A 24937-nucleotide genomic window follows, 5' to 3' on the forward strand; every position below is an offset into this window, starting at 1 on the left:
AAGGGAGGGCAGATGAGCCGCTTCGTACTCGCCATCGACCAGGGCACAACCTCCTCGCGCGCCATCGTGTTCGACGGCGACTGCCGTACGGTGGGGGTGGGGCAGCTCGAGTTCCCGCAGCATTTCCCCCAGTCGGGGTGGGTCGAGCACGATCCGGAGGACCTGTGGCGCACGACGGTCGCCACTGTGCGCCAGGCACTATCCGAGGCGAAGATATCGGCCGCAGACCTCGCTGCGCTCGGCATCACGAATCAGCGCGAGACGGCCCTTGTCTGGGATCGCCACACCGGCGAGCCGATCCACAACGCCATCGTATGGCAGGATCGCCGCTCCGCCCGGCTCTGCGACCGGCTGATCGCCGACGGCTATGCGGAGATTGTCGCCGAGAAGACGGGGCTCCTCATCGACAGTTACTTTTCGGGCACCAAGGTCGCCTGGATCCTCGAGAACGTCGAGGGCGCCCGGGCGCGTGCGGAGAATGGCGATCTCCTGTTCGGCACCGTCGACACCTGGCTGATCTGGCGCCTGACGGGCGGCAAGCGCCACGTGACCGACGCCACGAACGCCTCGCGCACCCTGATGTTCGACATTCGCGGGCATCGGTGGGACGACGAGCTGCTGCGCATGCTCGGCGTGCCGCGATCGATGTTGCCGGAGGTGCTCGATTCCGCGGCCGAGTTCGGCGAGACCGATCGCGAGATCTTCGGCGCCACGATCCCGATACGCGGCGTTGCCGGCGATCAGCAGGCGGCGACGGTGGGGCAGGCGTGCTTCTATCCGGGCATGGTGAAATCGACCTACGGCACGGGCTGCTTCGCCGTCCTCAACACCGGCCATGAGTTCGTGCGCTCGCAGAACCGGCTTCTGACGACGATCGCCTATCGGCTCGACGGCCAGACCACATACGCGCTCGAAGGCTCTATCTTCGTGGCCGGCGCGACCGTCCAGTGGCTGCGCGACGAGCTGAAGCTGATCGATCGGGCCGAGCAGTCGGGCCAGCTCGCCGCGCGCGCCGACGAGACCCAGGAGGTCTTCCTGGTGCCGGCCTTCACCGGCCTCGGCGCGCCCTGGTGGGACGCCGACGCCCGCGGCGCGATGTTCGGTCTCTCCAGGGCGACCGGGCCCGAGGAACTCGCCATGGCCGCGCTCGAATCCGTCTGCTTCCAGACCGTCGACCTCGTCGACGCGATGCAGCGCGACTGGACGCATGACGGGCAGACCGTGCTGCGCGTCGACGGCGGCATGGTGGCGAGCGACTGGACGATGCAGCGCCTCGCCGACCTCCTGGACGCCCCGGTCGACCGCCCGGTGGTCCTCGAGACGACCGCCCTCGGAGCGGCTTGGCTCGCAGGCCGGCAGGCGGGCGTCTGGCCGCGGGAGGCCGAGTTCGCGGAGGCGTGGCGCCGCGATCGCCGCTTCACGCCGGAGTTCGACGCGGAGCGGCGGAGCCGGAAGCTCTCCGGCTGGCGCGACGCCGTGCGGCGGACGCTGTCGCGAGCGGAGTGAGCCTCCGACGGTCCGGCATTCTTGCGGCGTCGGGGGCTGGTCGGCACCCGACGAGCGGCGTATTCCTCGAAGAAGTGACCGTCGTACGGCAGACAGCCGCGGCGACGGAGCGCGGCGAGGGGACGCAGCATGGCAGGGCGCTTCGACGACTGGGTGGGGCGTAACGAAACTCGCCGCGACACCATTTCCGCCGACGCGGTGGCGCGGCTGTCCGCGACGCTGGACCGGGACGAGGCGGAGCCGGTGGTTGGCGAGGCCGCGCCTCCGCTCGGCCACTGGCTGGCCTTCCTGCCTCGTGAGCGGCAGTCGCTCCTGGGCGAGGACGGCCATCCGAAGCGCGGCGGCTTCCTGCCTCCGATCGACCACCTGCCGCGCCGCATGTGGGCCGGCAGCCGCCTGACCTTCGACGGCGACCTGCCGGTGGGCCGGCCGATCGACCGGCGCTCGACCATTTCCTCGATCAGCGAGAAGGCGGGCCGCGGCGGCGACCTCGTCTTCGTCACGGTGCGCCACGAGGTCGGCGAGCCAGGCGGGCCGGTCCTCGTGACCGACGAGCACGACATCGTCTATCGCGAGCCGCCCAAGGGCCCTGCGCCGGAGCCCGAGAGGCGGAGCACCGGCGAATGGCACCGCGCGCTCGTTCCCGATCCGGTGCTCCTGTTCCGCTACTCCGCGCTGACCTTCAACGGCCACCGCATCCACTATGACGGCGCCTATGTGACGGAGGTGGAAGGTTATCCCGGCCTCGTCGTCCACGGCCCGCTGACGGCGACGCTGCTGCTCGATCTCCTGCGGCGGAAGATGCCGCGGGCGCGCATCCGCTCATTCGAGTTTCGGGCCGTCTCTCCGCTCTTCTGCGGCAGTGAGATGCACCTGAACGGCACGCCACCTGATGCGAACGGCATGGCCGAGCTCTGGGCGACAAACGCGCAAGTCGGCCTCGCGATGACGGCGCGTGCGGTGGTCGAGGCGTAAGATCGCCGGGTGAGGAACCACCGAACGTGCCGGCTGAGGGATCAGCGCCTCAGCACGACAAACCCTTCAGCTCGTCCGGCGGCTCGCTCATCGGTGCGCCCGGCGAGCAGTACCACATGGCGGAGTGCTCGAGCGGGTGCTCCCGGCACTCGCGCTCCGCGAAGCTCTTGCGCTCGAGGCATGCGTCTTCCGTGGGATAGGCCCGGGAGCTCCAGCCATCGATGTCGTCGCCGGACACCCAAACACCGTTCACGAGGAAGAAAACGCTCAACCACCACTGCATCGACCGGTCCCGCGATGGCGTTCTACAGGGGGAGGCGAGGTCGGCCGATCCGTCGTCACGCGGCGACGCCCAGTCGCTGTCGCGTCCAGTCGACGATCTGCCGGGCCTGCAGGGCACCCGAGATCCGATCGATCTCGCGGCCATCTCGGAACAGGATAAGGGTCGGGATCGAGCGGATGGAGAGGCGTGCGGCGAGGGCCTGCTCGCTCTCCGTGTCGAGCTTGATGAGGCGCACGTCGGGTTCGAGGACGCGTGCCGCCTCCGCGAAGGCCGGCGCCATCATCCGGCAGGGGCCACACCAGGGCGCCCACGCGTCGACGAGAACGGGAACGCCGCTGCGCTCGACCTGACGCTTGAACATCCGTGCGTCGGCCTCGGCCGGGTGGCCATCGAAGAGTGCCCCCTTGCATGTTCCGCAGCGGGCGGCCCCGGCGGGCCGGCCGGTGGGAATGCGGTTCACTCCCGCGCAATGGGGACACACGACGTGATGGGCGCCAGTCATCCTGTTCCGCTCCTCTTCGGGATCCCGGCTGACGCCATCGATATTAGGCTACGCTAAAGTGATGGCAAGCCCAACCGGTCTCGCGGTCGGCGCCGGTTGCGCCACATCATTGGGAGAGGATGCGCGGCCGGTTAAGCTTGTTTGTCGGTTCGGGAGGGCAAGCACATGGATGGGGCGGCGGCTGACGGGTTCGACCCTGCGTCCGGTCCGCATCAGCCGGTCTTCGTGATCGAAGGCGTGAGCAAGCTCTATCGCACGGGAGAGGTGGAGGTCCGCGCGCTGAATGGGGTCGACGCCGTGCTCTACGAGGGTGAGCTCACGGTGCTGCTCGGCCCCTCCGGCTCGGGAAAGTCGACGCTTCTCAACATCCTGGGCGGCCTCGACAAGCCGAGCGAAGGGACGGTCCGCTTCCGCGGCCGGGAACTCAGCGCCTTCAGCGAGCGCCAGCTCACCCTCTATCGCCGCGACCATGTCGGCTTCGTCTTCCAGTTCTACAACCTGATCCCGAGCCTGACGGCGCTCGAGAACGTGGCGCTCGTGACGGAGATCGCGCGCCGGCCGATGAAGCCCGAGGAGGCGCTCGAGCGCGTGGGCCTCGCGCCGCGGATGGATCACTTCCCGGCCCAGCTGTCCGGCGGCGAGCAGCAGCGCGTCGCCATCGCCCGCGCCATCGCCAAGCGCCCGGAGGTGCTTCTCTGCGACGAGCCAACAGGCGCTCTCGACTCCCAGACCGGGATCCGGGTTCTCGAGGCGCTTTCGGCGATCAACGCCGAGCTCGCCACCGCAACCGCGATCATCACCCACAACGCGGCGATCCAGGCCATCGCGCACCGCGTCTTCACCTTCGCCGACGGGCGGATCAGCGAGATGCGCGAGAACGAAAGTCGCGTGTCCCCCTCCGAGATCAGCTGGTAGCGCCATGACGGCGCTCGACCGCAAGGTGCTACGCGACCTCGGGAGGCTCTGGGCGCAGGCGCTCGCCGTCGCGCTCGTCCTCGCCTCGGGTGTCGCCACGCTCGTGCTGGCGATGGGAGCCTACCGCTCGCTCGACGAGACCCGCGAGGCGTATTACGAGCGCTACCGCTTCGGCCACGTCTTCGCGCACGCGACGCGGGCGCCGGACAGCCTCATAGTGCGTATCGCGGCCATCGAAGGAGTCGCCGCCGTCGAGGGCAGGGTCGTCGAGAGCGTGCTTCTCGACGTGCCGGGGCTCGAGGCGCCGGCAACCGCGATCGCCGTCTCGCTGCCTGACCACGGCGAACCGTCGGTGAACCGACTCTATCTCCGCACGGGCCGCCTTCCCGAGCCGGGGCGGCCGGACGAGGTGGCGGTCAACGAGAACTTCGCGACGGAGAACCGCCTTTCTCCGGGCTCCGCGATCTCCGCCCTCATGGACGGGGTGAAGCGCACCTTGACGATCACCGGGACGGTTCTGTCTCCCGAATACGTCTACGCGCTCGGACCGGGGTCGCTCGTTCCGGACAACCGGCATTTCGGCATCCTCTTCATGTCGAGAAGGGCCCTCGGCTCCGTCTTCGACATGGAAGGCGCGTTCGATGATCTGAGCCTTCGCCTGCTCCGCGGGGCGGACGAGCAGAGCGTCATCGCGGCGCTCGACCTTCTCCTCGCACCCTATGGCGGCACGGGCGCCTATGGGCGGAAGGACCAGCTCTCGCACGCCTTCCTCGACGGCGAACTGACGCAGCTCCTCGCGATGGCGCGCATCATCCCGCCGATCTTCCTGCTCGTGTCGGCCTACCTGATCAACATGATCCTCTCGCGGCTGATCGCGCTCGAGAGGGAGCAGGTGGGGCTCCTGAAGGCGCTCGGCTATTCCGGGCTGCAGATCGGCGTCCACTACCTGAAGCTCGTCGTCGTCATCGCCTGCGTGGGCGTCGTCGTCGGCTTCGCCGCAGGCACGTGGCTCGGCGCGGGGCTGACGAGGCTCTACGGCGAGTTCTACAGCTTCCCCTTCCTCATCTTCCAGTGGAGCGTCGGCACCTATCTGGCGGCAGGGGCGGTCGGAATCGCGGCGGCCGTGGTGGGAGCGCTGAGGGCGGTGCACGGTGCCGTGGCCCTGCCGCCGGCGATCGCCATGCGGCCGCCCGCGCCCCCGGTCTTCCACCACATCTCGTTCGACGTATTCGGCCGCCTCGGGCTGTTCTCGCAGCTCACGGTGATGGCGCTCCGCCACCTCTGGCGCTGGCCGCTGCGCGCGGCGCTGAGCGCGCTCGGCACCTCGCTCGCCGTCTCGCTCCTGGTTGTGGCTCTCTTCTCCTTCGATTCGGTGGAGTTCATGGTCGACATGCTGTTCTTCCAGTCGGACCGGCAGGACGCGACTATCAGCTTCGCCCATGCCCGGCCGCCGGCCGTCCGGGAGGCGGTGCTTCAGCTGCCGGGCGTGATGGCGGCCGAGCCGTTCCAGGCCGTTCCCGTCCTGCTGCGCCACGGTCACCGGGAGCGGCGGTTGGCGATCACCGGCAAGCCGATGGCGACGGACCTGAGCCGCGTGCTCGATCTCGACCTCCAACCCGTGGTGCTGCCCGAGACCGGCCTCGTCCTCAGCGAGCGCGTTGCCGCGATACTGGATGTCCAGCGTGGCGATCTCGTCGAGGTCGAGCTGCTCGAGGGGCACAGGCGCTCGGTCCGGGTGCCGGTCGCCGAGGTCATCCAGAGCTATCTCGGCCTGATGGTGTTCATGAACCTGGAGGCGCTCTGGAAGCTCACCGGAGAGGGACCGCGCGTCTCCGGCATGCACGTCGCGATCGACGAGGCGAAGCTGTCCGCGCTCTATGCCGCCGTGAAGGAGACGCCGGTCGTGGGATCGGTCGCGCTGCTCGACGCGACCCGGCTGAAATTCCGCGAGACGATCGAGCAGAACATGCTCGTGATGACGACGGTCTACGTCGTCCTCTCGGTCATCATCGCTTTCGGCGTCGTCTACAATTCGGCGAGGATCCAGCTCTCGGAGCGCGCCCGCGAGCTCGCGGGCCTGCGCGTCCTCGGCTTCACCCGGTGGGAGGTTTCGCGCGTGCTGCTCGTCGAGCTCGCCATCGTGACGGTACTGGCACAGCCCCTCGGCTGGGCACTCGGCTACGGCTTCGCCTACGCGGTCATCGCCGGCTTCGAGAGCGACCTCTACCGCGTCCCCTTCGTCGTCGAACGCGACACCTTCGCGGTGGCGAGCCTCGTGGTCATGGCCGCCGCGACCGCATCCGCCCTCCTGGTCAGGCGCCGCGTCGACACTCTCGACCTCATTCGCGTGCTCAAGACGCGGGACTGACAATGGCATGGCTGAAACGACTTCTGCTGCTTCTCCTGGTCCTCGGCCTCGGAGGAGCAGTCTATTGGGGCCTTCGTCCGGATCCCGTTCCCGTCGACGCGGCGGTGCTGGCTCGCGGGCAGATGCAGGTGAGTGTCGGCGAGGAGGGCAAGACGCGCATCCGCGACGTCTACCGCGTCTCGGCTCCCATCGCCGGACGCGCCGCACGCACGTCCTTGAAGGTGGGGGACGAGGTGGTGGGGGACGAGACGCTGATCACCACGATCCATCCGGCCGACCCTCCGTTCATCGACGTGCGGACGGAACGCGAGTTGCGCGCGGCGGTCTCCGCCGCCAGCGCCGGCGTGGGCTATGCCGAGGCGGAGCTCTCGCGGGCGAACGCCCAGCTCCGGCTGGTCGAAGGCGACCTCGAGCGGGCGCAGCGTCTTTCCCGCAGCGGCACGATCTCGGCTCGCGCACTCGAGAAGGCCGTGCTCGACGTCGAGACGGCGAAGGCCGGGGTGCGGGAGGCGGAGGCCAGCCTGGAGCTTCGCCGCAGCGAGCTCAGGAGCGCGGAGGCACGGCTCATCCAGCCGGGCAGCCGCGAGACGTACGCCAACGGCGATACCTGCTGCGTCGAGGTGCGGGCCCCGGTGAGCGGGGTGGTCCTGAGCCTGCCCGTCGACAGTGAGCAGGTGATCCAGGCGGGCAAGCTCTTGGCGGAGATCGGCAGTACTTCGGACCTCGAGATCGTTGTCGATCTTCTCTCGAACCAGGCGCTGAGTATCGAGCAGGGCGCACGGGCGACGATCACCGAGTGGGGTGGGCAGCCGCTCGAGGCGCGGGTCCGGCGCATAGATCCCGCCGCCTTCACCAAGGTCTCCGCCCTCGGCATCGAGGAGCAGCGGGTCAACGCGGTCCTCGACATCGAGGCGCCGCGCGAGACCTACGCGCGGCTCGGACACGGTTTCCGGGTCTATGTCGAGATCGTGGTCTGGACCGGCGACGACATCCTGCTCGTGCCGCTCGGCGCGCTGTTCCGCGCAGGGCCCGACTGGGCGGTCTTCGTCGTCGAGGAGGGGCAGGCCCGGTTGCGGCGGGTCGAGATCGGACGCCGCAACACGCAGGTCGCGCAGGTTCTTTCGGGCCTAGAGGCGGGCGACCTCGTGATCCTCCACCCGAGCGACCGGGTGGAGGACGGCATCGAGGTGGCGCCGCGCCAGGAGTAGCCGGCCGTGATCAGACCGACTTCACGGAGCCGCCGTCGCAGCGGATGACGCTGCCGGTCACATAGCTCGCCGGGCCGCTGACGAGGAACGCGGCGACGGCCGCGAACTCCTCGACCTTGCCGTAGCGGCCGGCGGGAATCGTGGCGAGGGCCGCCTCGCGCACCTCCTCGCGCGACTGGCCCGTCCGCTTGGCGTTCGCCTCGTCGAGCTGGTCCGTCCGGGCGGTGTGGATGCGGCCCGGGAGGAGGAGGTTCGAGGTGACGCCATCGGCCGCGACCTCGTTGGCGAGCGACTTCGACCAGCCGACGAGCGCGGAGCGCAGCGTGTTCGACAAAGCGAGGTTCGGGATCGGCTGCACGACGCCCGACGAGGCGACGGTGAGGATGCGTCCCCACTTCCTCTCGCGCATGCCCGGCAGGGCGCGGGTCGTCAGGTCGATCACCCGCGCGACCATCATCGGGAACTGCTTCTGCAGCTCGTCGACCGACATGTTGGCGGCACCGCCCGGAGGAGGGCCGCCGGTGTTGTTGACGAGGATGTCGATGCCGCCGAGCTTCTGGTCGGCCGCGTCGAGCATCCGGTCGACGAAGCCCTCGTCGCCGAGGTCGGCCTCGACCCAGTCGGCCGTGCCGCGGCCTTCCGCATTGATGGCCCCGGCATTCGCCGCGAGAGCATCGGCGCTGCGGCCGCAGAGCAGCACGTTGGCACCTTCGGCGGCGAGCGCCCGCGCGATGCCGTGGCCGAGGCCCTTCGAGGAGGCGAGGACGAGGGCGCGCTTGCCTTCGATCTGGAGATCCATGAGCTAGAGTCCCTTCACTTTCCGGTCGGTTCGCTCCATCAGGCGGGTCAGTTCCGCCTGGTCGGTGTCGTTCAGGCGCGGCCCGGGTGCCCGGGTCCGGGCGCATGCGATCGCGCCGCGCCGGCGCAGGATCTCCTTGCGCACGGCGAGGCCGAAGCCCGGCTGCTGCTCGTAGCGCAGGATGGGGAGGTAGGCGTCGTAGATGTCCTCCGCCCGGTCGGGGTCGCCCGCGCGGTGGGCTTCGACGACCTGGACGAGCATCTCCGGATAGGCGAAGCCCGTCATGGCCCCGTCGGCGCCGCGGGAGAGCTCCTGCGGCAGGAACAGGCCGCCATTGCCGCAGAGGATCGAGATGCGGGGCGTCTCGGCCGTGCCCGAGCCCGCCCGTACGGCGGAGATCTTCGAGAGGCCCGGCCAGTCCTCGTGCTTCAGCATCACGATCTGCGGCATCTCGCGCGTGAGCGTCAGGATCGTGGCGACGGACACCGGAACGCCGGTCGTCAGCGGGAAGTCCTGGAAGCAGATCGGAACGTCAGGTCCCAGCGCCTCGCACACCTGCCGGAAGTAGCCGATGATGCGGTCCTCGACCGCTGGGCCCGGCGTCGGCGCCACCATGATGCCGGCCGCGCCCTCGTCCATGGCGAAGCGGGAGAAGCTCTTCAGGTTGTCGATGCCTGCCGCCGACGCGCCGACGATCACGGGGATGCGTCCGTCGATGCGCTTGAGGACGCGGCTCGCGAAGCCGCGCGATTCCTCGGCGGTCAGCTTGTTCGCCTCGCCCATGATGCCGAGGATCGTCATGCCGTTGACGCCGCTGTCGAGGTAGAAGTCGACGAGACGGTCGGTGCTCGCCTCGTCGACCGCTCCGTTCTCGGTGAACGGTGTCGCGGAGATGATGTAGACGCCGCTCGTGTCGCGGTCGATCAGCCGTTGTGCCATCTGGCCTCCCTGAAGCCGGTCGTTGCCATCCCGTGGGCGTGCCGGTGCCGGCACCGCCGCAAGATGTCCGTCGCTGTAGCCCCCATGGAGCCTCACGCCAAGAGGGGGAGCGGTCGACACCGGTGCCGGCATCGCTGGAGCGAGGGCGCGTCGCGCTCGGTTTCCGGCTGCGGGGCGGCGGGCAATCAGCTGCGGTGTCGCCCGCTCGCGCCACCGGGAGCGGCGTCTTCGCACTGGCACGATCACGCCGGCCGCGCTACGGCTTCACGCGCCCGCCCGGCGCTCGCCCCGCACACCCATCGCTCGAGCCGAACCTCGTCCTCATGGCCGACCTCCTGTCGCTGACGCTGCCCATCTTCCTGCTGATCGGCCTCGGACTCTTCGCGGTGAAGAGCGGGATACTGACCGACCAGCACATCGCAGGTCTCGCCGCCTTCGTCCTCTATTTCGCGCTGCCGGCGCTCATCCTGCACGCGATCCTCGCGCAGGAGCTCAGTGAGACCTTCAGCCTCGGCTACATCCTGGTCTACGGCGCGGCATCGGTCCTCACGTTCATCGCGGTGCTGGCGGTCATGAGGCTTCTGTTCCGCCGTGCGCTCTCCCACGCGGCCATCGCGGCGCTCGGCGGCTCCGCCTCCAACAGCGCCTATGTCGGCTTTCCCGTGGCGTCCCAGGCTGTCGGGCCTGCAGCGCTGACGGCGCTGCCGCTTGCGATGCTGATCGAGAACCTCGTGGTCATCCCAACCGCGCTGGCGCTCGCGGAGGCCGGGGCTCAGAACGGCAGCTCCAGGCGCCAGGTTCTGCGCCAAACGCTTCTGCGGTTCGCCAGGACGCCTCTCATCGCCGCCATAATCCTCGGTGTGGCTCTCTCGGTCTTCCAGGTGGAGTTGCCTGGCACCCTCGCATCGGCGCTCGCCATGCTCGCGCAGGCCTCCGTGCCATGCGCCCTGGTCGTCGTGGGAGGCACGCTCGCGGCGATCGAGCGGGTGGAGCTTGCGGGCGACGTCGCGTGGATCGTCGTCGCCAAGCTCGTGCTCCATCCCGTCCTGGTGGCGGCGGGATTTCTTCTCGTCGACGATGTGCCGGACGACCTCAAGATCGCCGGCATCATCATCGCGAGCGCTCCGTCCCTCGGCGTCTATCCCATTCTCGGGCGCCGCTTCGGCCTCGACCGCATGTGCGCCGCCGCCCTGATGTTCGCCACGGTCGCCGGGTTCTTCACGATCACGACGGTGCTGGCCCTGACCGTTAGATAGCGCGTGGCGCCCAGGATCAGGCTTCCCGTTCGAGCAGGAAGAAGAACGGCTCCGGCACGCCGCGCAGATCCATCAGGCCGAGCATCCTGTCCCGGTCGATCAGGCGGAAATGGTCGATGATCGGCTGCCGGTCGTAGATCATCGCAGCACTCGCCACCGCCCGGTGCTCGACCACGCGCACGCGTGCCGCAGGGGCCGAGGTCGCCAGAAGAGGCAGCGAGAGGCGGAAGAGCCTCGGCGCGAGCGGATTGCGCAGCACGGGGAGAAGCCGCAGCGCGAGCCCGAGGGGCAGGCGAGCAGGGTCCACAGTGCGGATGCCGCCGCCGAAGGATCGGAAGAGCAGCGGCGCTACGTCATCTTCCGTCCGCAAGTCCTTGCCGTGCCACCCGAAGGCCTCGAGGAGCCCGTCGAGGCGGTTGCCGCTGCCGAGCCCGGCGCCGCGCCATCGCCCGATCGCCGAGGCAATGGGCACGCCCGGCAGCGCGTCGAAGAGAGCGAGCCCCTCCTCGGGTGAGAGGGGCGCCTCTCGCCACCGGCAGAGCCAGTCGGGAGCTCGAGGCGTCATGGCAGCGCGTAGACCGTCATACTCTGGGAGTGGTTGTTATAGAGCGGGGCTTGAATGTCGGCGACAGGGTGCGCGCCAAGCCTCTCCGCGGTCGGGAGATCGAAACCGAAAAGGAACGTCCCGGCGCCCCCGTCGCCTGGCCGCCATGGCCGGTCGAGGTGGAAGTGGTGGGATGGCGCCGTTCCCTCCGGAAAATACGACAGGACCTCGATGGGCGCTTCGCGCAGGGCGTAGACGAAACCGGCCGTGTAGTTGCGGCCATTGATCACAAGTGTCCTCGCCCCTTCCTCGCGTGCCACCTCCTCCAGCGCCCGGGCGGTCTGAGACCAGCCGCCGAGCTGCCGCAGCTGACGTGCCGGCCCGGAGACGGATGTCGGATCGACGAAGGCCGCGCCAGCCGCGATCGCCAGGGCCAGGAGCCCACACAGCACGACGTTGGCCACCCTGAGGGCGTGCCAGCTCCGGTCGACGATGATGGCCGAGGCGACGACGACGCCCGCGGGGTAGGCGGCGGCTCCCCAGTTGGCATTGGCGCTGGACAGGAAACCCTGGAGGGTGATCGCCGCCAGCACCGGGCAGGAGAGCCACAGCAGAAGGAGATCGGTGCGCGGCCGGCTGCTCCGCCGGTGGGCCAGCAGCGCGGCCAGGAGGGCGACCATCACGGCCGGGCCTGCGACGCCGAACTGGGCGGCGAGAAACTCGAAGCCGCCGACCGGGTTGAGCCGCGAGATGCTCCAGCCGATGTTCTCTCCGGTATGCGAGAAGGTCGCGAAGCCGTGAGCGGCGTTCCACCAGAGATTCGGAGCGATGAGCGCGAGCATGATCAGCGCGGCCAGGGCCGAATAGCGTCTCACGAGCGCCGCACGAACCTCCGGGAGCGCAACCGCCGCCAGAACCGCCATCGCCGGGAGGTAGATCATCGCGTATTTCGCGTTGAGGCCGAGGCCCGCAGCCACCCCGAAGACGATGGCGCTGGCCCATCCGGGCCTCTCGACATGGCAGACGAGCGCATAGAGCGCGACGCTCCAGAGGAAGAGGAGAGGCACGTCCGTCGTCATCAGGAAAGACGACACCGCCACCCCAGGCATGAGCGCGTAGATCACAGCAGCCAAAGCGCCGACCGATCGGCCGTAGATGCGGTTTCCCAGGGCCCCGAGCGTCACTGCCGTCGCAAGGTGCAGGAACGGGGCCGCGATCCTGACGCAGGCCGCGCCCGATCCGCAGATCTCCGTCTCCGCGCGGATGAGCCAGGCTATGAGCGGCGGCTTCGTGAAATACCCGAAGGCGAGTTCCCGCGACCACGTCCAGTATTGAGCCTCGTCGGGGCCGAGTTCGCTTGGACTGACGGGCAAGGCGACGAGCCGCAGCAGCGTGACGGCCATGATCGCGCCTATCGCCGCGCTCCAGCCCCACAAGGGCAGGAGCGGCCGGGTCGGATTTCCCGCATCTCCGGGCGAACCGAGCGTGTGGGGTGTCATGCTAGTCTCACTCGCCGAGCATAAGAGAGGCCGTGTGATTCACGACCGGGAGATGCTTGAGGAAATGACGGCAACCCGCGCCGCACATATGCCGCCCCTGGCGAGGCTGAGCCGTCTCGTTTCCTCCGTCCCACGCTTCCTACTCGTGGCGGCGCTCGTCGGCGCCAGTGCGGTGTTCATCGCATCCCCGGAAATCGATATCTCCGTCAGCCGACACTTCTTTGACGGCGAGGGGTTTCCAGCCACCGGCGATGCGGTTCTTCGGCTCATTCGCTCCGCCGGAATCCACCTGACGGCCTTCATCATCGTCGCGTCTCTGGCCGCCGTCGCTTTCGCGGCCGTCTCGGGGCGCATGACCTCGCCCCGGCCGAGCCGGGCCCTCTTTGTGCTCTCCGTCTACCTCGCAGGGCCGGGACTTGCGGTCAACGCGATCCTCAAGGAGGTATGGGGGCGCGCTCGCCCGCGAGAACTCATCGAGTTCGGAGGCGACGGCGTGTTCTCGCCGGTGTGGATCGTCGCCGGCAGCTGCGTCGGCAACTGCTCGTTCTCCTCGGGCGAGGCGGCTTCCGCCGCAGCGCTCCTGTCCCTTCTGGTCCTCGTTCCGAAGTCGGATCGGAAGACGCTCGGTCTCGGGCTCTTCACGGTGGCACTCGTCCTATCGGTGAACAGGATAGCCTTCGGCGGCCACTTCCTGTCAGATGTCGTCGTGTCGTGGCTTCTCGTGCTCCTGATCGCGGTCTGTCTCTTCCCGCTGTTCTCCGGCGCACGGGGAGAGGCCATCGACCGTGTCGTGCTCGGCAGCCGGGCGAGAGCTGCGGCATGGTGGCGAGGCGTGCGGTGGGCCGCCGCCGCCGGCCGGTTGCGGAGGCGATCAGGATGAGCTTCGGAGCTTTCGAGAGCGGGGGCAGGTTCTTTCGCGGCAACATCCATACCCATTCCACGAACTCCGACGGCCATCTCGAGCCGGAGGCGGTGGCGCGCCACTATGCCGAGGCCGGGTACGACTTCCTCTGCCTGTCCGACCACTTCCTCGATGCCTACGGCTTCCCGATCAGCGACACGACGCCGTTTCGCACGAACCGGTTCACCACGATGCTCGGTGCCGAGCTCCATGCTCCGGCGAACAGCCACGGAGAGCTCTGGCACATCCTCGCAGCAGGCCTTCCCGCAGATTTCGCGCCGACCGCCGATGGTGAGGACGGAGTGGCACTCGCGCGCCGGGCGCGCGCCACCGGAGCCTTCGTCGGCATCGCCCATCCGCAGTGGTCCGGCCTGACGATCGAGGACGGGCGGGCCCTCGCGGAGATCGCCCATGCCGTCGAGATCTACAACTTCACCTGCGATATCGACACGGCGCGACCCGATGGCACCTACCTCCTGGACCAGCTTCTGAACGAGGGGAATCGGCTCCTCGCCTATGCCGCCGACGACGCGCATTTCCGATGGCCGGACGCAGGCGGCGGCTGGATGATGGTGAAGGCGGAGGGCAATGAGCCGGAGGCTCTCCTCGAGGCGATGAAGAGGGGAGACTTCTACTCCAGCCAAGGGCCGGAACTGCGCGAGCTCTGCCGCGACGGCGATCACCTCGAAATCGCCTGCTCACCCGCCACCACGATCTGTGTCCTCGGGCGCGGCACGAGGGCGGAAACCGTGCAGGGGCGCCAGCTGACGCGCGCCCGTCTCCCGCCCGAGAAGTTCCTGGGCGACTGGTGCCGTATCGTCGTCAGGGACGCGAGCGGACGCCACGCCTGGACGAACCCGCTCTGGCTCGACTGACACGCGGCATGAGAAAGAGAAGACCCGCCGGCGGGACCGGCGGGTCTACTGCTCATGCCGTCTGGGTGCGCCCTCAGCGCTTGGCCGTCTCGCTGCCCGTCTGCTCGCGCTCGAGATACTGGCGCGTCATCGTCGGCAGGTGGTCGTAGAGCCACGTCGCCATCGCCTCCTCCTCGAGCAGGATCTCCTCCGCGACGGCCTTGACCTCCGGCTCGCCCGCGATCTCGGCGGCACCGATGATCGAGCGGTAGGCAGAGATCTCGAAATGCTCGAAGGCGTAGCTCGCCATGGCGCCCTTGACGACTTCGTCGCCGGCGAACATGCCGCCCATGCCCTGCATCATCGCCGTCATCTTGGCACCGGCATCCTTCATGGCCGAGGTGCCCCCGAGGCGATCGAGGCAACCGCGCAGCTTCTCCTCCTGGCGCTCCGTCTCCTTGAGGTGCTGCTCGATGCGCGCCTTCAGCTCTGGATAGTGCTCTATGCGGCTCGACTGAGCGTCGAGCATGGTCTTCGCCTGCTCCTCCATCGCGTGGGCGTCGCGCAGCCACTGCGCGAGAGTATCCTTGGCGGCCATGGGTGGGCTCCGTCTCTGATGCTTGCGCTGAATCATCCGGGCGTCCCGGATCTCTCGGCGAAGAAGCGCATCTTGAGCGTGCACGTTCCGTCACGTGCGAATAGGTGCGCTTGCGGACTGAGGATCGCCTCGCCCCGCGGACGGCCGAGTGTCTGGACCTCGGCGACGGTCGACACCGTTCTTGCCCCGACACCCCATTCGGGAAGAGGATTCGTCCGATGACGATCAAGACCTTTCACGAGCTGTACGTCGCCGAGCTGCAGGAGGCGCGTTCCCTCGAGGAGATGCTGACGAAGGCTCTGCCGAAGATGGCGGACGCGGCCAAGAGCGAGCGTCTGAAGACGGCCTTCGGACAGCATCTCGAGGAGACGCGCGGCCATCTGGAGCAGGTGGAGGCGCTCCTGCGCGGCTTGAACGAGGAGAAGGCGGCCCACGCCGACCAGAGCATGGAGCGTCTCATTCAGGAGGCCGACCGCATGGCGGGCATGGTCGAGGCGGGAGCCGTGCGGGATGCGGCGCTGATCGCCTCGGCGCAGAGGATCGAGCACTACGAAATCGCCGTCTACGGCACGCTCTCGAGCTATGCCGACGTGCTGCAGCGAACCGAGGACCGAGAGATCCTGGCGGCAATCCTCGAGGAGGAGGAGGACTGCGACGACCTCCTCACCGACATCGCCGAGGGCATGGTCAATCCCTCTGCGATCGAGGCGGCCGAATAGGTGCTAAGGCGGCGGGCTCCTGCCGCCTCAGCTGGGCAGGAGCCAGGCATCGAGCACCCGGACGCCCGCCTGCTCGCCAAGGCGGGGCGGCGTGCCGGTGTGCTGGACGCGCAGCTCGCCGACCCCCGCGACGAGCACCGTCACGATGGTGGCCGCACCCTGGTAGCTCGTGTCGACGACCGGGCCGCAAAGCACGTCATCTCCGGGTGCCGCGATCTCCAGGTTCTCCGGCCTGAGGCAGGCGAGGCCGGGGCCCGGCTCCTTCGCGGCACCGAGCACACACACGAGAAGGCCATCCAGCCGCACTTCGCAGAAGCCGTCGTGCGAACGCTCAACCTCGACCGGGACCACCATTCCGCGCCCGACGAAGCGTGCGACCATCTCCGTGCTCGGCTCGCGATAGAGGTCGCGGGGGTGGCCGACTTGCTGGAGCTGCCCCCGATCCATGACGGCGACGCGATCGGCCATCGACATCGCCTCGGTCTGGTCGTGCGTCACGTAGACGAAGGTCGCGCCGCTCTCGCCGTGGAACCGGCGGAACTCGCGCTGCATGGTCTCGCGCAGATGCGTGTCCAGGTTCGCGAGCGGCTCGTCGAGGAGCACGATGCCCGGCCGCATCGCGAGGCATCGTGCGAGCGCGACGCGCTGGCGCTGGCCGCCCGAAAGTTCATGCGGCCGGCGGGACGCGAAGTCCTGAAGGCCCACGGCCGCCAGAGCCTCCGACACGCGCCGCTCGCGCTCAGGGCGAGCGACGCGGCGGACGCTGAGCGAGAAGCCGACATTCTCCGCGACGCTCATGTGCGGCCACAGCGCGTATGACTGGAAGACCATCGCAAGCCCCCGGTCCTCCGGCGCCACGGAGCGCGAGGCCTGCCCGACGATCGTGTCGTCGAAGCTGATCGTCCCGGCGTCCGGCGTCTCGAAGCCCGCGATCAGGCGCAGGAGGGTCGTCTTGCCGCAGCCGGACGGGCCGAGCAGGGCGAGGAACTCGCCGCGGCGGATGTCGAGCGAGACGGCGTCGACGGCGTTCGTCCTGCCGAATCGCTTCGTGACCGCCTCGAACCTCACGCGCGCCACGGCACCGCTCCGTCGGGCAGGCGTCGGCCGAGCAGGCCGAGGGCGAAGGCGATCAGAAGCGTGATCGCGACCGTCGCGGTCGCCAGCGCGGAGGCGGCCGGCGAATTGCCCTCGTAATGCAGGGCGAAGATCATCACGCCGATCGTCTCCTTCCCCGATGACCAGAGAAGCGCCGAGACGGTGAGCTCGTTCAGTGCCGTGATGAAGATGAGAAGGCCCCCCGCAGCCGCCGCCGGAGCGACGTTCGGCAGGACGATCGACCAGATGCGGCGCAGGGGCCCCGCGCCTGCCACGCGTGCCGCCTCGTCGAGTGCCGGCTCGAGCGTCTCCATGCCGGCAGTGACGGGGCGGAGCGCCAGCGTCAGGAAGCGTGCGAGATAGGCGACGAGCAGGATCCAGATCGTGCCGTAGATCGAAACGCCGAGGCCCGGCAGCGGCGGCAGGTAGACGAGGATGATGCCGATCGCGAGCACGGTGCCCGGTATCGCATAGGGCGTGTCCGCGACGAGGTCGAGCGCCCGGGCGAGTGGCCGGCGGCGCAGGATCGACAGGTAGGCGAGGGGTATCGCGATCGCGGCGCTGACGACTGCCGTCGCCGCCGCGAGCATGAGCGAGTTCATGAAGGCCCGGTGGCTGGCGGCCTGGCTGAAGATGGCGAAGCGGTAATTGTCGAGCGTCGCGGTGTGAAGGTTCAGCGGCACGCCGAGGGCCGGCGTCAGCGAACTCGCGACGAGCGCGGTCAGCGGCAGCAGGGCGATCACCGCCAGCACGAGCCAGATGCCGGCCTCGACCGGCAGCCGCGCCCGGCCCAGCGCGAAGGGCTGGAGCGGCGCGCTCGAGCGCTCGACCGCGCTCCGCGACCAGCGCGAGAAGAGGGCGCGCAACGCGAGCCCGCCGACCGCCAGCAGGATGAGCACCACGGCGATCGCCGCGACCTCGCCGAGGATCGACGGACCGAATCCGTTCAGACGGCGATAGATGAGCGTGGTCAGCATCGGGTAGCGGCCTGGAATGCCGAGAAGGGCCGGGACGCCGAAATTGCCGATCGCCGAGACGAAGGCGAGAGCCGCGCCGGCGAGGATCGAGGGGAAGGCGAGCGGCGCGATCACCGAGAGCGTCGCGCGCAATGGCTTCGCGCCGGCGAGGCGGGCCGCTTCGACGAGGTCGCGCGGCAGATGCCTCAGCCCCGCGCGCACGGCGAGGAAGACGAGCGTCGCGTGCTCGATGCCCATGACGAGGACGATCCCCTCGCGGGAATAGAGGGGATTGGTCGTTCCCGGCGCCGCCGCGAGCCCCAGCAGGTTCAGTATCGGGCTCGACGGACCGGTCAGTTCGAGCCAAGAGAGCGCGGTGATCTGCGGCGGAATGAGAAGCGGCAGGAGCAGCACGAAGGTGAGCGCCGTCTTCGCGCGCACGTCCGTCAGCGCCAGGAGGAACGCCATGGAAGTTCCAAGCGCGACGGAAAGGACTGTAGCGAAAGCAGAAGCTTCGAGAGTGTTCTGAAGAGCGCGCGTGAAGCTGCGGCTCTGCCACTGGTCGCGCAGAAGTCCCAGAAGCTCGCCCTCGGCGTTCGGCGCCAGTGCCTCGGCCAGCAGCCGACCGAGCGGCCACAGCGTGAAGAGCGCGAGGTAGGCGACGACGGCGAGGAGGATCAGCCCCTCGCCGTCCGGAAGAAGGCGCCTCGGCAGGAGCCGCGGCGCCATGGGCAGCGCGGCGTCAGCCACCGAAGAGTTCCGCGAACTCTTTCTTGTTCTCTTCGTCGCTCTGAAGGATCTGGCCGGCGTCGGTCGGCAGGATCCTCAGCGACGAGACCTCGGGATAGCCGGCAGGCGGCTCGACACCCTCGAAGATCGGGAAATAGCCCTGCTCGACCGACTGCTGCTGCGCCACCTGCGAGAGCTGCCAGTCGACGAACGCCTTGGCGGCCTCCTCGTTGTCGGTCGTCTTGAGGATCGCGACCGGCTGCGTGATCGCCGAGACGCCTTCCTCGGGGAACACGAACTCGACCGGCGAGCCCTGGTTCTTCGCGTTCATCGCCATGTACTCGATGATGATGCCGTAGGCCTTCTCGCCGCGCGCCACCGCTTCGACCACCGAGCCGTTGCCGCGGCCGGCGACGGCGCCGTTCTCCGCCAGCGTCTCGTAGTAGTCCCAGCCGAACTCGGGCTGCTGGACCATGGTGCCGACGTGGATCACCGCCGCACCGGAATAGAGCGGGCTCGGCATGATGAGCTTCGAGGCGACCCCGGCGTCGGCCAGATCCTTCCAGGAGGTCGGCGCCTCCTCGACGAGATCGGTGTTGTAGATGATGCCCGTCGTGATCAGCTTCGTGCCGAAGAAGGTCATGTCGGGATCGACCACTTCGGCAGGCAGGCTGTCGACCGGCGCGTCCTCGTAAGCGAGCAGACGGTCGTCGTTCTTGAGCTGCGTCGCCGCCGTCGCGTCGGCGATGAGGACGATGTCGGCCTGCGGATTGCCGGCCTCGAACTCGGCCATCAGCTTGTTCATGACCTCGGTCGTGCCGGACCGGAAGACCTCGACCTCGATCTCCGGATAATCCTCGTTGAACGCCCTGACGACGGCGTCCATCTGCTCGCTCGGCTGCGAGGTGTAGACGGTGATCGTGCCGCTCTGCGCCGCGGCGGGGAGCACGGAGGCTCCGGCCATCGCCGCTCCGGCGAGAAGGGTGAAGACGGATTTCATCATGGCGCCTGTCCCGTGGGTTGTCGGAAAAAACGTGGGGCGCCGGTGAGGTAGCAATGCTGCATAACGGATCCGTGACACCGTCTGCGCCGCCCGCACCTCGCGGGTTCGGCGCAGACGGCGAGGCCTCCGTCTAGCCGGCGGGCGCGGCCAGCACCCGCACGGGGCTGCCCTGGCGCCACGCCCGGATATCCTCGACCATCCCCTCGTAGAACTCGGCGTAGCCGGCCTGCGTGACATAGCCGAGATGGGGCGAGAGCACGACGTTCGGCGCCCGGCGGAGGGGGTGTTCACGGGGCAGCGGCTCAACGTCGTAGACATCGAGGCCGGCGCGGATGCGACCCTCCTGCAAGGCCGCGAGCAGGGCCGCCTCGTCGACGATCGGCCCTCGCGAGGTGTTCACGAGGATCGCCCCCGGCTTCATCAGGAGAAGATCGCCTTCACCGACGAGCCCGCGCGTGCGGGGGCCGAGCACGAGGTGGATCGACACGGCGTCCGCCTCGCGGAACAGCGTCTCCTTCTCCGCGAACTCCGCACCGCCCTCCGCCGCCCGCTCCGGCGTCAGGTTCGGGCTCCAGGCAAGCACACGCATGCCGAACGCCTTGGCCACCGGCACCATCTTCCTTCCGAGGCGGCCGAGGCCCACGAGACCGAGCGTGCCGCCGTTCAGTGCGGTGCCGACGCTCTCCTGCCAGCGACCGGCGCGGACATTGGCGTGCTCGTCGACGAGGTGGCGGGAGGCCGCCAGGATCAGCGCCCAGGCGAGCTCCGGCGTCGCGACGCCCCCCTGGCCGCCGCCGGTGCCACAGACCGTGATGCCCTGCGCCGCAGCCGCATCGAGGTCGATCATGCGCGCGTTCGTCCCGGTCGCGACGACGAGCTTCAGCTTCGGCAGCCTTGCCAGGAGGTCGGCCGGCATCTTCATGCGCTCGCGCATCAGGCAGATCACGTCGTAGTCGGCGAGCTTCGCCGCCGCCTCGTCCCCGCCCGGAATGTTCTCGTGGAAGAAGTCGACCTTGCACTCCTCGTCGAGCGTGGACCAGTCGGCCATCGAGGCCGCAACCTTCTGATAGTCGTCGAGAACGGCGATGCGGGTCATGTTCTTCTTTCCGTCTTGGTTTCAGAGCAGGGACTTCGCGAGCATCATGTGCACACCCTTGTGCACGTCGACGAGCTGCGTGACGCGCAGGTCGCCGGCGAGCGAGCAGAGCATGTAGGCCTCGTTCGGCGTCAGGTTCGTGCGGTCGCAGACGTGGCGCACCATCTCGCGCACCGCCTGCTTCGCCGCGTCGTCGAGATCCTCGTCGATGCCGATCGAGATGAGGTGCGTCTCGTTCTCGGCGAAGGGGCGCTCGTAGTCGAGGTCCCTGCGCACGGTCAGCCGGAACGTGCCGCTGACGCCCGTCTCGAGCGCCGTCACGCAGACCTCGCCGTCGCCCTGCACGCCGTGGCCGTCGCCGGCGTAGAAGAGCGCGCCTTCGTTGAACACCGGCAGGTAGAGCGTCGTGCCGGGGCGCAGCTCCTTGTTGTCCATGTTGCCGCCGAAGGCGCGCGGGATGATGGTTCCGCAGCGGCCCCAGAGGGGCGGTGGCGCGACGGCGATCGTGCCGAAGAACGGCGCGAGCGGCACCTCGGTGCCCCACGGCATGACGGCGACCTGCCGCGCGTGGTCGACGCTGGGGTGGATCGTCTCCGGCTCGTCGAACTCGTCCGGCAGCGTTCCCTCGAGCGGCATGATCGCGGTGATGCCCCAGTCGTAGTCGACCACCGTCTCGAGGATGTCGATCTGGAGGACGTCTCCCGGCTCCGCGCCGTCGACGTGGACAGGTCCCGTCACCCAGTGCGGGCCGGGGCCCATCTCGACCTCCCGCAGCGCGCGAAGATAGGCCTCGGGCACGAGCGAGCGATCCTCCGGCAGCCGCGTGCCGTCGCCGGCGGGGAAAGCGCTCAGCGAGACGGTGTCGCCGGAGGCGATGCGGAGGACGGGCTCGGCACGAGCATCGAAATAGCCCCAGGCCATGTGCTCGTGCGTGCCCGGGATCTCGTGGCGGCGGGGCATCGGCCTCTCCTGGCTCTTCGGTGGGTCGGTTGCTGGCGGGCGTCCGGGGTGATCTGCGTCAAGGCGGGTGTCTCAGGGGCACTATAGGCTGTTCGTCGGTCCGTAGCAGTGAGAAGTGCTCATGATCCGGCGAATCCTCGTCATCGACGGCCATCCGGATCCCGACCTCGACCATCTCGACCATGCACTTGCCGATGCCTACCGCGCGGGTGCCGAAGCGGCGGGGCACGAGGTTCGCCTGATCCGCGTCGGGGAGCTCGACGTCCCGCTCCTTCGGCGGGCCTCGGACTTCGAGCACGGTGCGGTGCCGCCCGGGCTGCAGCCTGCGGTCGACGCGCTCCTGTGGTGCGATCACCTGGTGGTCGTGTTCCCGCTGTGGCTCGGCATGGTGCCGGCGGCGCTCAAAGGCCTGCTCGAGCAGATGGCTCGGCCGGGCGTCGCCTTCGCCTACACGAAGCGTGGGCCGCAGGCGGGACTCAAAGGGCGCTCCGCCCGCATCGTCGTGACGATGGGGATGCCTGCCATCTTGTACCGGCTGTGGTTCCGGGCTCACGGCACGAGGGCGCTCGAGCGCAATGTGCTGCGCTTCGTCGGCATCCGGCCGGTGCGCACGACGATGTTCGGCATGGTCGAGGCGGGAGGGAGGGGGCGGAAGCGGAAGTGGAAGTGGCTCGAGAAGATGGAGCGGCTCGGCCGGCGGGGCAGGTGAGGGCGGGGGCGCCGGCCGGATGGCGGCCGGCCATCGGCGCCGGGAGCCGATGGCCGTCGATGAACTCAGGCAGCCAGTGCCGCAGCCGTCCGGTCGTCGTCGCGATTGCCCGTCGCCAGCCATCGGGCGCAGTCCTCGCCGAGCTCGCGGCGCGCCCGCTCCTCGTAGGCGAGGCTGTCGCACGCCATCAGCACGTCGTGCCAGCGGCCGTTCGTGCCCCTGTTGATGAAGGTCTCGGCCCCGCCGTCCCAGAAGGCGCCGCCGAGCGGGACGCTCTTCGTCGCGTTCTTCTTCATGTAGTCGAACGTGCAGTGCTCGACGATCGCCGGGAAGCGTAATTCGTCGATCGGAATCGACAGGAACTCGGCGATCCGCCGGATCTGGCCCGGCATGTCGGCCTTCAGCTCCGAGAAGTGGAGGAGCATGACGTTCGGCAGGTGACGCACCGCCCACCAGGAGCGGACGTTCTCCCAGAAGGGCCAGAACGGGTGGCCGTCGCGCGCGAGCCACTCCTGAAAATACTGGCGGATGGAGGCCGGCGGTCTCCCGATCGGGTCGCCGACGCGCCCCGGCGCGTCGTTCAGCGCCTGGTACCAGAGCTCGTTCGCGTTCGCGTGGTGATTGTACATGCTCATCACCACGTCGCGACCGTCGCGGGCGATGTAGATGTACTTCGCCTTCGGCGAAAAGACGAGCGCATCGACGGGCAGGTGGGTCTTCAGGAAGCGGCGGTGAGCCTGCGCCTCGATCGCCGGAAGCTTCACCTCCTTCGGCGGGACGCGCAGGTCGACCCACGGCGACATCTCGGCGACGTTCAGATCCTCGCGGCCGTCGAAGAGAAGCTGGCCGACGATCTGCTGCGTCCAGGTCGTGCCCGACTTCGCATAGGTGGCGATGACGATGTCGTCGTCGCGAAACCGGAAGTCGTTCCAGACGGTGGAATCGAAATGGTGGTTGTGCATCTCCCGCGTCTTGCGGGGCGAGACGAAGGTGTAGGACGGCATGTCCATGGCGAGACCTCGTAGATGAGCAGAGGCCTGCTTTGTAACGACCTGCCGTTGCGGGGCGATTTCGTCATGTCGGAATGTGGTTTCTGGCGCGTGTCTTCCCGGTGGGCCACCGGTAGCGGCCGGATCGTCAGGACAGCGGCGGGCAGCCTGCCGCCTCTCTTGCCTGAAGGGCCTCGTCGATCCAGCCGGTGAGGTTCTCGATGCGGCTCTGCGGCGCCGGGTGCGTCGACATGAACTCCGGCGGCCCGTCGCCTGCGGCGCGCGCCATGCGGCGCCATAGCTCCGGCGCCTCGCGCGGGTCGAAGCAGGCCTGCGCCATGAGGACGAGCCCGATCCTGTCCGCCTCCGACTCGTGGACGCGCGAGAAGGGCATGAGGATGCCGAACTGCGTGCCGATGCCGAGCGCGCCGATGACCGCCTGGCGTGTGCCGGGGTCCATGTCGCCGAGGGCGACGGCGACGGCGAGGCGGCCGAGATCGGCGATCCGCTGCTGGGTCAGACGCTCGGCGGAGTGGCGGGCGATGACGTGGGCCACCTCGTGGCCGATGACGGTGGCGAGGCCGTCGGCGTTCTGCGCGACGGGCAGGAGCCCCGACAGCACGGCGATGTTGCCGCCCGGCAGCGCGAAGGCGTTCGCCGCGTCGTCCTGCAGAAGCTCGGTGCGCCAGTCGTAGTCGGCGCCGAAGCTCTCTTCCGCAGCCTTGACGATCCGGGCTGCGATCTCCCGCACGGCATCGGCTCCGTCGCCCTCGAGGGCTCGGTGCCGCGACAGCACCTCCTCGAAGGCACGGGCCCCGAGGGCGGATTCCTCTCCGGAATCGATGAGGATGACCTGCGAGCGCTCCGTCAGCGGCACCTCGTCCCCGCCGGTGAGCCAGGCCCATGCGAAGGAGATCGCGAATCCGATCGCCGCGAGGATCTCGAACATGGCCCCTGTCTCACTCGGCGGCGGCGCGCGCCCGCCCCGGCAACTCCCCGGCAATCACGTAGCGCAGGATCTCGACGACCTGCTCCGGCGTCTCCGCGACCGCAAGGGCGGCGGCGTCGACCTCCTTCAGGGCGTGCGTATGTTCCTGCGGGTGCAGCACGATCAGCGGCTTGCCCAGTGCGGCCGCATAGCCCGCGTCGAACGCCGCGTTCCACTGCTTGTACTTGTCGCCGAAGCGGACGACCACCACGTCGGCCTGCTCGATCAGGGTGCGCGTGCGGATCGCGTTCAGCTTCGCGCCCTTGTGGTCCTTCCAGAACGGCTTGTCCTCCTGGCCGAGGATCGCCACGCCGCAATCGTCGCTCGCCTCGTGGTCCGTCACCGGCGCCGAGAACGTGATGTCGAGCCCGGCCTCGTCGGCGCCCGCCTCGATGCGCTCGCGCCAGTCCGTGTGGATCTCGCCGGAAAGGTAGACGTCCCAGCCATACATGCTTCGCTCCTGTCGTTGCTTCCGCAGCCAATTCGCCACTCGCAGATGGGGCGGCGGCGGGCACCGCCAAGGGTCTTAGACGCGAAGGGCGCCGG

The 24937-nt window shown here is 68.9% G+C and carries 25 protein-coding genes; 10 read left to right on the plus strand and 15 right to left on the minus strand.

Annotated features, from left to right (window positions below; genetic code table 11):
• Positions 1-12 precede the first annotated feature (12 nt).
• Together glpK and N177_RS16640 are read left to right on the plus strand one after the other, a co-directional pair.
• A complete protein-coding gene (gene glpK, locus N177_RS16635) occupies positions 13-1506 on the plus strand; it encodes a glycerol kinase GlpK (protein WP_040486089.1) in 1494 nt (497 codons plus the stop codon).
• Between the two features lie 129 nt (positions 1507-1635).
• Entirely contained in the window at positions 1636-2481 is an 846-nt protein-coding gene (locus tag N177_RS16640) for an HTD2 family dehydratase (protein WP_023433560.1), read from the plus strand.
• 49 nt (positions 2482-2530) lie between these two features.
• Here the strand turns inward: N177_RS16640 and N177_RS16645 are convergent, their stop codons facing one another.
• Both N177_RS16645 and trxC read right to left on the minus strand, forming a co-directional pair.
• Positions 2531-2764 carry a hypothetical protein gene (locus N177_RS16645; protein WP_023433561.1) on the minus strand — a complete coding sequence of 78 codons (234 nt, stop codon included), beginning with the start codon at positions 2762-2764 and terminating at the stop codon, positions 2531-2533.
• A gap of 55 nt (positions 2765-2819) precedes the next feature.
• On the minus strand, positions 2820-3266 hold the full coding sequence (trxC, locus tag N177_RS16650) for a thioredoxin TrxC (RefSeq protein WP_040485967.1): 447 nt from the start codon (positions 3264-3266) through the stop codon (positions 2820-2822).
• 237 nt (positions 3267-3503) lie between these two features.
• Between trxC and N177_RS16655 the strand changes: the two genes are divergently transcribed.
• From N177_RS16655 to N177_RS16665, 3 genes are read left to right on the plus strand one after another with little or no spacing between them, the layout of a single operon-like run.
• Positions 3504-4181 carry an ABC transporter ATP-binding protein gene (locus tag N177_RS16655; protein WP_040486090.1) on the plus strand — a complete coding sequence of 226 codons (678 nt, stop codon included), beginning with the start codon at positions 3504-3506 and terminating at the stop codon, positions 4179-4181.
• A gap of 4 nt (positions 4182-4185) precedes the next feature.
• A complete protein-coding gene (locus N177_RS16660; protein WP_023433564.1) occupies positions 4186-6549 on the plus strand; it encodes an ABC transporter permease in 2364 nt (787 codons plus the stop codon).
• 2 nt (positions 6550-6551) lie between these two features.
• Complete coding sequence (locus N177_RS16665) at positions 6552-7757, plus strand: efflux RND transporter periplasmic adaptor subunit (protein ID WP_023433565.1); 1206 nt, start codon at positions 6552-6554, stop codon at positions 7755-7757.
• Positions 7758-7767: 10 nt separating this feature from the next.
• On the opposite strand, the gene N177_RS16670 is transcribed toward N177_RS16665, so the two are convergent.
• Positions 7768-8556 (minus strand): SDR family oxidoreductase, encoded by a 789-nt coding sequence (locus N177_RS16670; RefSeq protein WP_023433566.1) that lies wholly within the window; start codon positions 8554-8556, stop codon positions 7768-7770.
• A 3-nt stretch (positions 8557-8559) separates the two neighbouring features.
• The gene (locus N177_RS16675) at positions 8560-9495 is read right to left on the minus strand and encodes a dihydrodipicolinate synthase family protein (RefSeq protein ID WP_023433567.1); all 936 of its coding nucleotides are present in this window, start codon (positions 9493-9495) and stop codon (positions 8560-8562) included.
• A gap of 122 nt (positions 9496-9617) precedes the next feature.
• Between N177_RS16675 and N177_RS16680 the strand changes: the two genes are divergently transcribed.
• The gene (locus N177_RS16680; RefSeq protein ID WP_152527946.1) at positions 9618-10751 is read left to right on the plus strand and encodes an AEC family transporter; all 1134 of its coding nucleotides are present in this window, start codon (positions 9618-9620) and stop codon (positions 10749-10751) included.
• A gap of 16 nt (positions 10752-10767) precedes the next feature.
• On the opposite strand, the gene N177_RS16685 is transcribed toward N177_RS16680, so the two are convergent.
• Together N177_RS16685 and N177_RS16690 are read right to left on the minus strand one after the other, a co-directional pair.
• Entirely contained in the window at positions 10768-11316 is a 549-nt protein-coding gene (locus tag N177_RS16685) for a DUF4334 domain-containing protein (RefSeq protein WP_023433570.1), read from the minus strand.
• Positions 11313-12794: an ArnT family glycosyltransferase gene (locus N177_RS16690; RefSeq protein ID WP_023433571.1), complete on the minus strand. Its 1482-nt coding sequence runs from the start codon at positions 12792-12794 to the stop codon at positions 11313-11315. The genes N177_RS16685 and N177_RS16690 overlap by 4 nt, the downstream gene beginning before the upstream one ends.
• Positions 12795-12858: 64 nt before the next feature.
• On the opposite strand from N177_RS16690, the gene N177_RS16695 reads away from it, so the two are divergent.
• Together N177_RS16695 and N177_RS16700 are read left to right on the plus strand one after the other, a co-directional pair.
• Positions 12859-13674, plus strand: coding sequence for a phosphatase PAP2 family protein (locus N177_RS16695; protein WP_160170940.1), 816 nt, complete (start codon positions 12859-12861; stop codon positions 13672-13674).
• Positions 13671-14570 (plus strand): CehA/McbA family metallohydrolase, encoded by a 900-nt coding sequence (locus N177_RS16700; RefSeq protein WP_040486093.1) that lies wholly within the window; start codon positions 13671-13673, stop codon positions 14568-14570. Before N177_RS16695 ends, N177_RS16700 begins: the two co-directional genes overlap by 4 nt.
• A gap of 73 nt (positions 14571-14643) precedes the next feature.
• On the opposite strand, the gene N177_RS16705 is transcribed toward N177_RS16700, so the two are convergent.
• Positions 14644-15147, minus strand: coding sequence for a ferritin-like domain-containing protein (locus N177_RS16705; protein WP_023433574.1), 504 nt, complete (start codon positions 15145-15147; stop codon positions 14644-14646).
• Between the two features lie 218 nt (positions 15148-15365).
• Here N177_RS16705 and N177_RS16710 point away from each other — a divergent pair, with 218 nt between their 5' ends.
• Complete coding sequence (locus N177_RS16710) at positions 15366-15866, plus strand: YciE/YciF ferroxidase family protein (RefSeq protein WP_023433576.1); 501 nt, start codon at positions 15366-15368, stop codon at positions 15864-15866.
• A gap of 27 nt (positions 15867-15893) precedes the next feature.
• Here N177_RS16710 and N177_RS16715 read toward each other — a convergent pair whose 3' ends face one another.
• The 5 genes from N177_RS16715 to N177_RS16735 form a co-directional block, all read right to left on the minus strand.
• The gene (locus N177_RS16715) at positions 15894-16943 is read right to left on the minus strand and encodes an ABC transporter ATP-binding protein (RefSeq protein ID WP_023433577.1); all 1050 of its coding nucleotides are present in this window, start codon (positions 16941-16943) and stop codon (positions 15894-15896) included.
• Positions 16931-18667, minus strand: a complete 1737-nt coding sequence (locus N177_RS16720; RefSeq protein ID WP_023433578.1) for an ABC transporter permease — start codon at positions 18665-18667, stop codon at positions 16931-16933. The genes N177_RS16715 and N177_RS16720 overlap by 13 nt, the downstream gene beginning before the upstream one ends.
• The gene (locus tag N177_RS16725; protein ID WP_023433579.1) at positions 18660-19649 is read right to left on the minus strand and encodes an ABC transporter substrate-binding protein; all 990 of its coding nucleotides are present in this window, start codon (positions 19647-19649) and stop codon (positions 18660-18662) included. The genes N177_RS16720 and N177_RS16725 overlap by 8 nt, the downstream gene beginning before the upstream one ends.
• A gap of 130 nt (positions 19650-19779) precedes the next feature.
• Entirely contained in the window at positions 19780-20745 is a 966-nt protein-coding gene (locus N177_RS16730) for a D-2-hydroxyacid dehydrogenase family protein (RefSeq protein WP_023433580.1), read from the minus strand.
• Positions 20746-20766: 21 nt separating this feature from the next.
• On the minus strand, positions 20767-21705 hold the full coding sequence (locus tag N177_RS16735; RefSeq protein WP_023433581.1) for an acetamidase/formamidase family protein: 939 nt from the start codon (positions 21703-21705) through the stop codon (positions 20767-20769).
• Positions 21706-21826: 121 nt separating this feature from the next.
• On the opposite strand from N177_RS16735, the gene N177_RS16740 reads away from it, so the two are divergent.
• Positions 21827-22414: an NAD(P)H-dependent oxidoreductase gene (locus N177_RS16740; protein ID WP_023433583.1), complete on the plus strand. Its 588-nt coding sequence runs from the start codon at positions 21827-21829 to the stop codon at positions 22412-22414.
• Positions 22415-22479: 65 nt separating this feature from the next.
• Here the strand turns inward: N177_RS16740 and N177_RS16745 are convergent, their stop codons facing one another.
• From N177_RS16745 to N177_RS16755, 3 genes are all read right to left on the minus strand, one after another.
• On the minus strand, positions 22480-23424 hold the full coding sequence (locus tag N177_RS16745) for a sulfotransferase domain-containing protein (RefSeq protein ID WP_023433584.1): 945 nt from the start codon (positions 23422-23424) through the stop codon (positions 22480-22482).
• 127 nt (positions 23425-23551) lie between these two features.
• A complete protein-coding gene (locus N177_RS16750; protein ID WP_023433585.1) occupies positions 23552-24352 on the minus strand; it encodes a M48 family metallopeptidase in 801 nt (266 codons plus the stop codon).
• Positions 24353-24362: 10 nt separating this feature from the next.
• Positions 24363-24842: a YtoQ family protein gene (locus N177_RS16755; RefSeq protein WP_023433586.1), complete on the minus strand. Its 480-nt coding sequence runs from the start codon at positions 24840-24842 to the stop codon at positions 24363-24365.
• Between the last annotated feature and the right edge of the window lie 95 nt (positions 24843-24937).

It is taken from the genome of Lutibaculum baratangense AMV1 (genome assembly GCF_000496075.1).
Taxonomy (GTDB): domain Bacteria; phylum Pseudomonadota; class Alphaproteobacteria; order Rhizobiales; family Tepidamorphaceae; genus Lutibaculum; species Lutibaculum baratangense.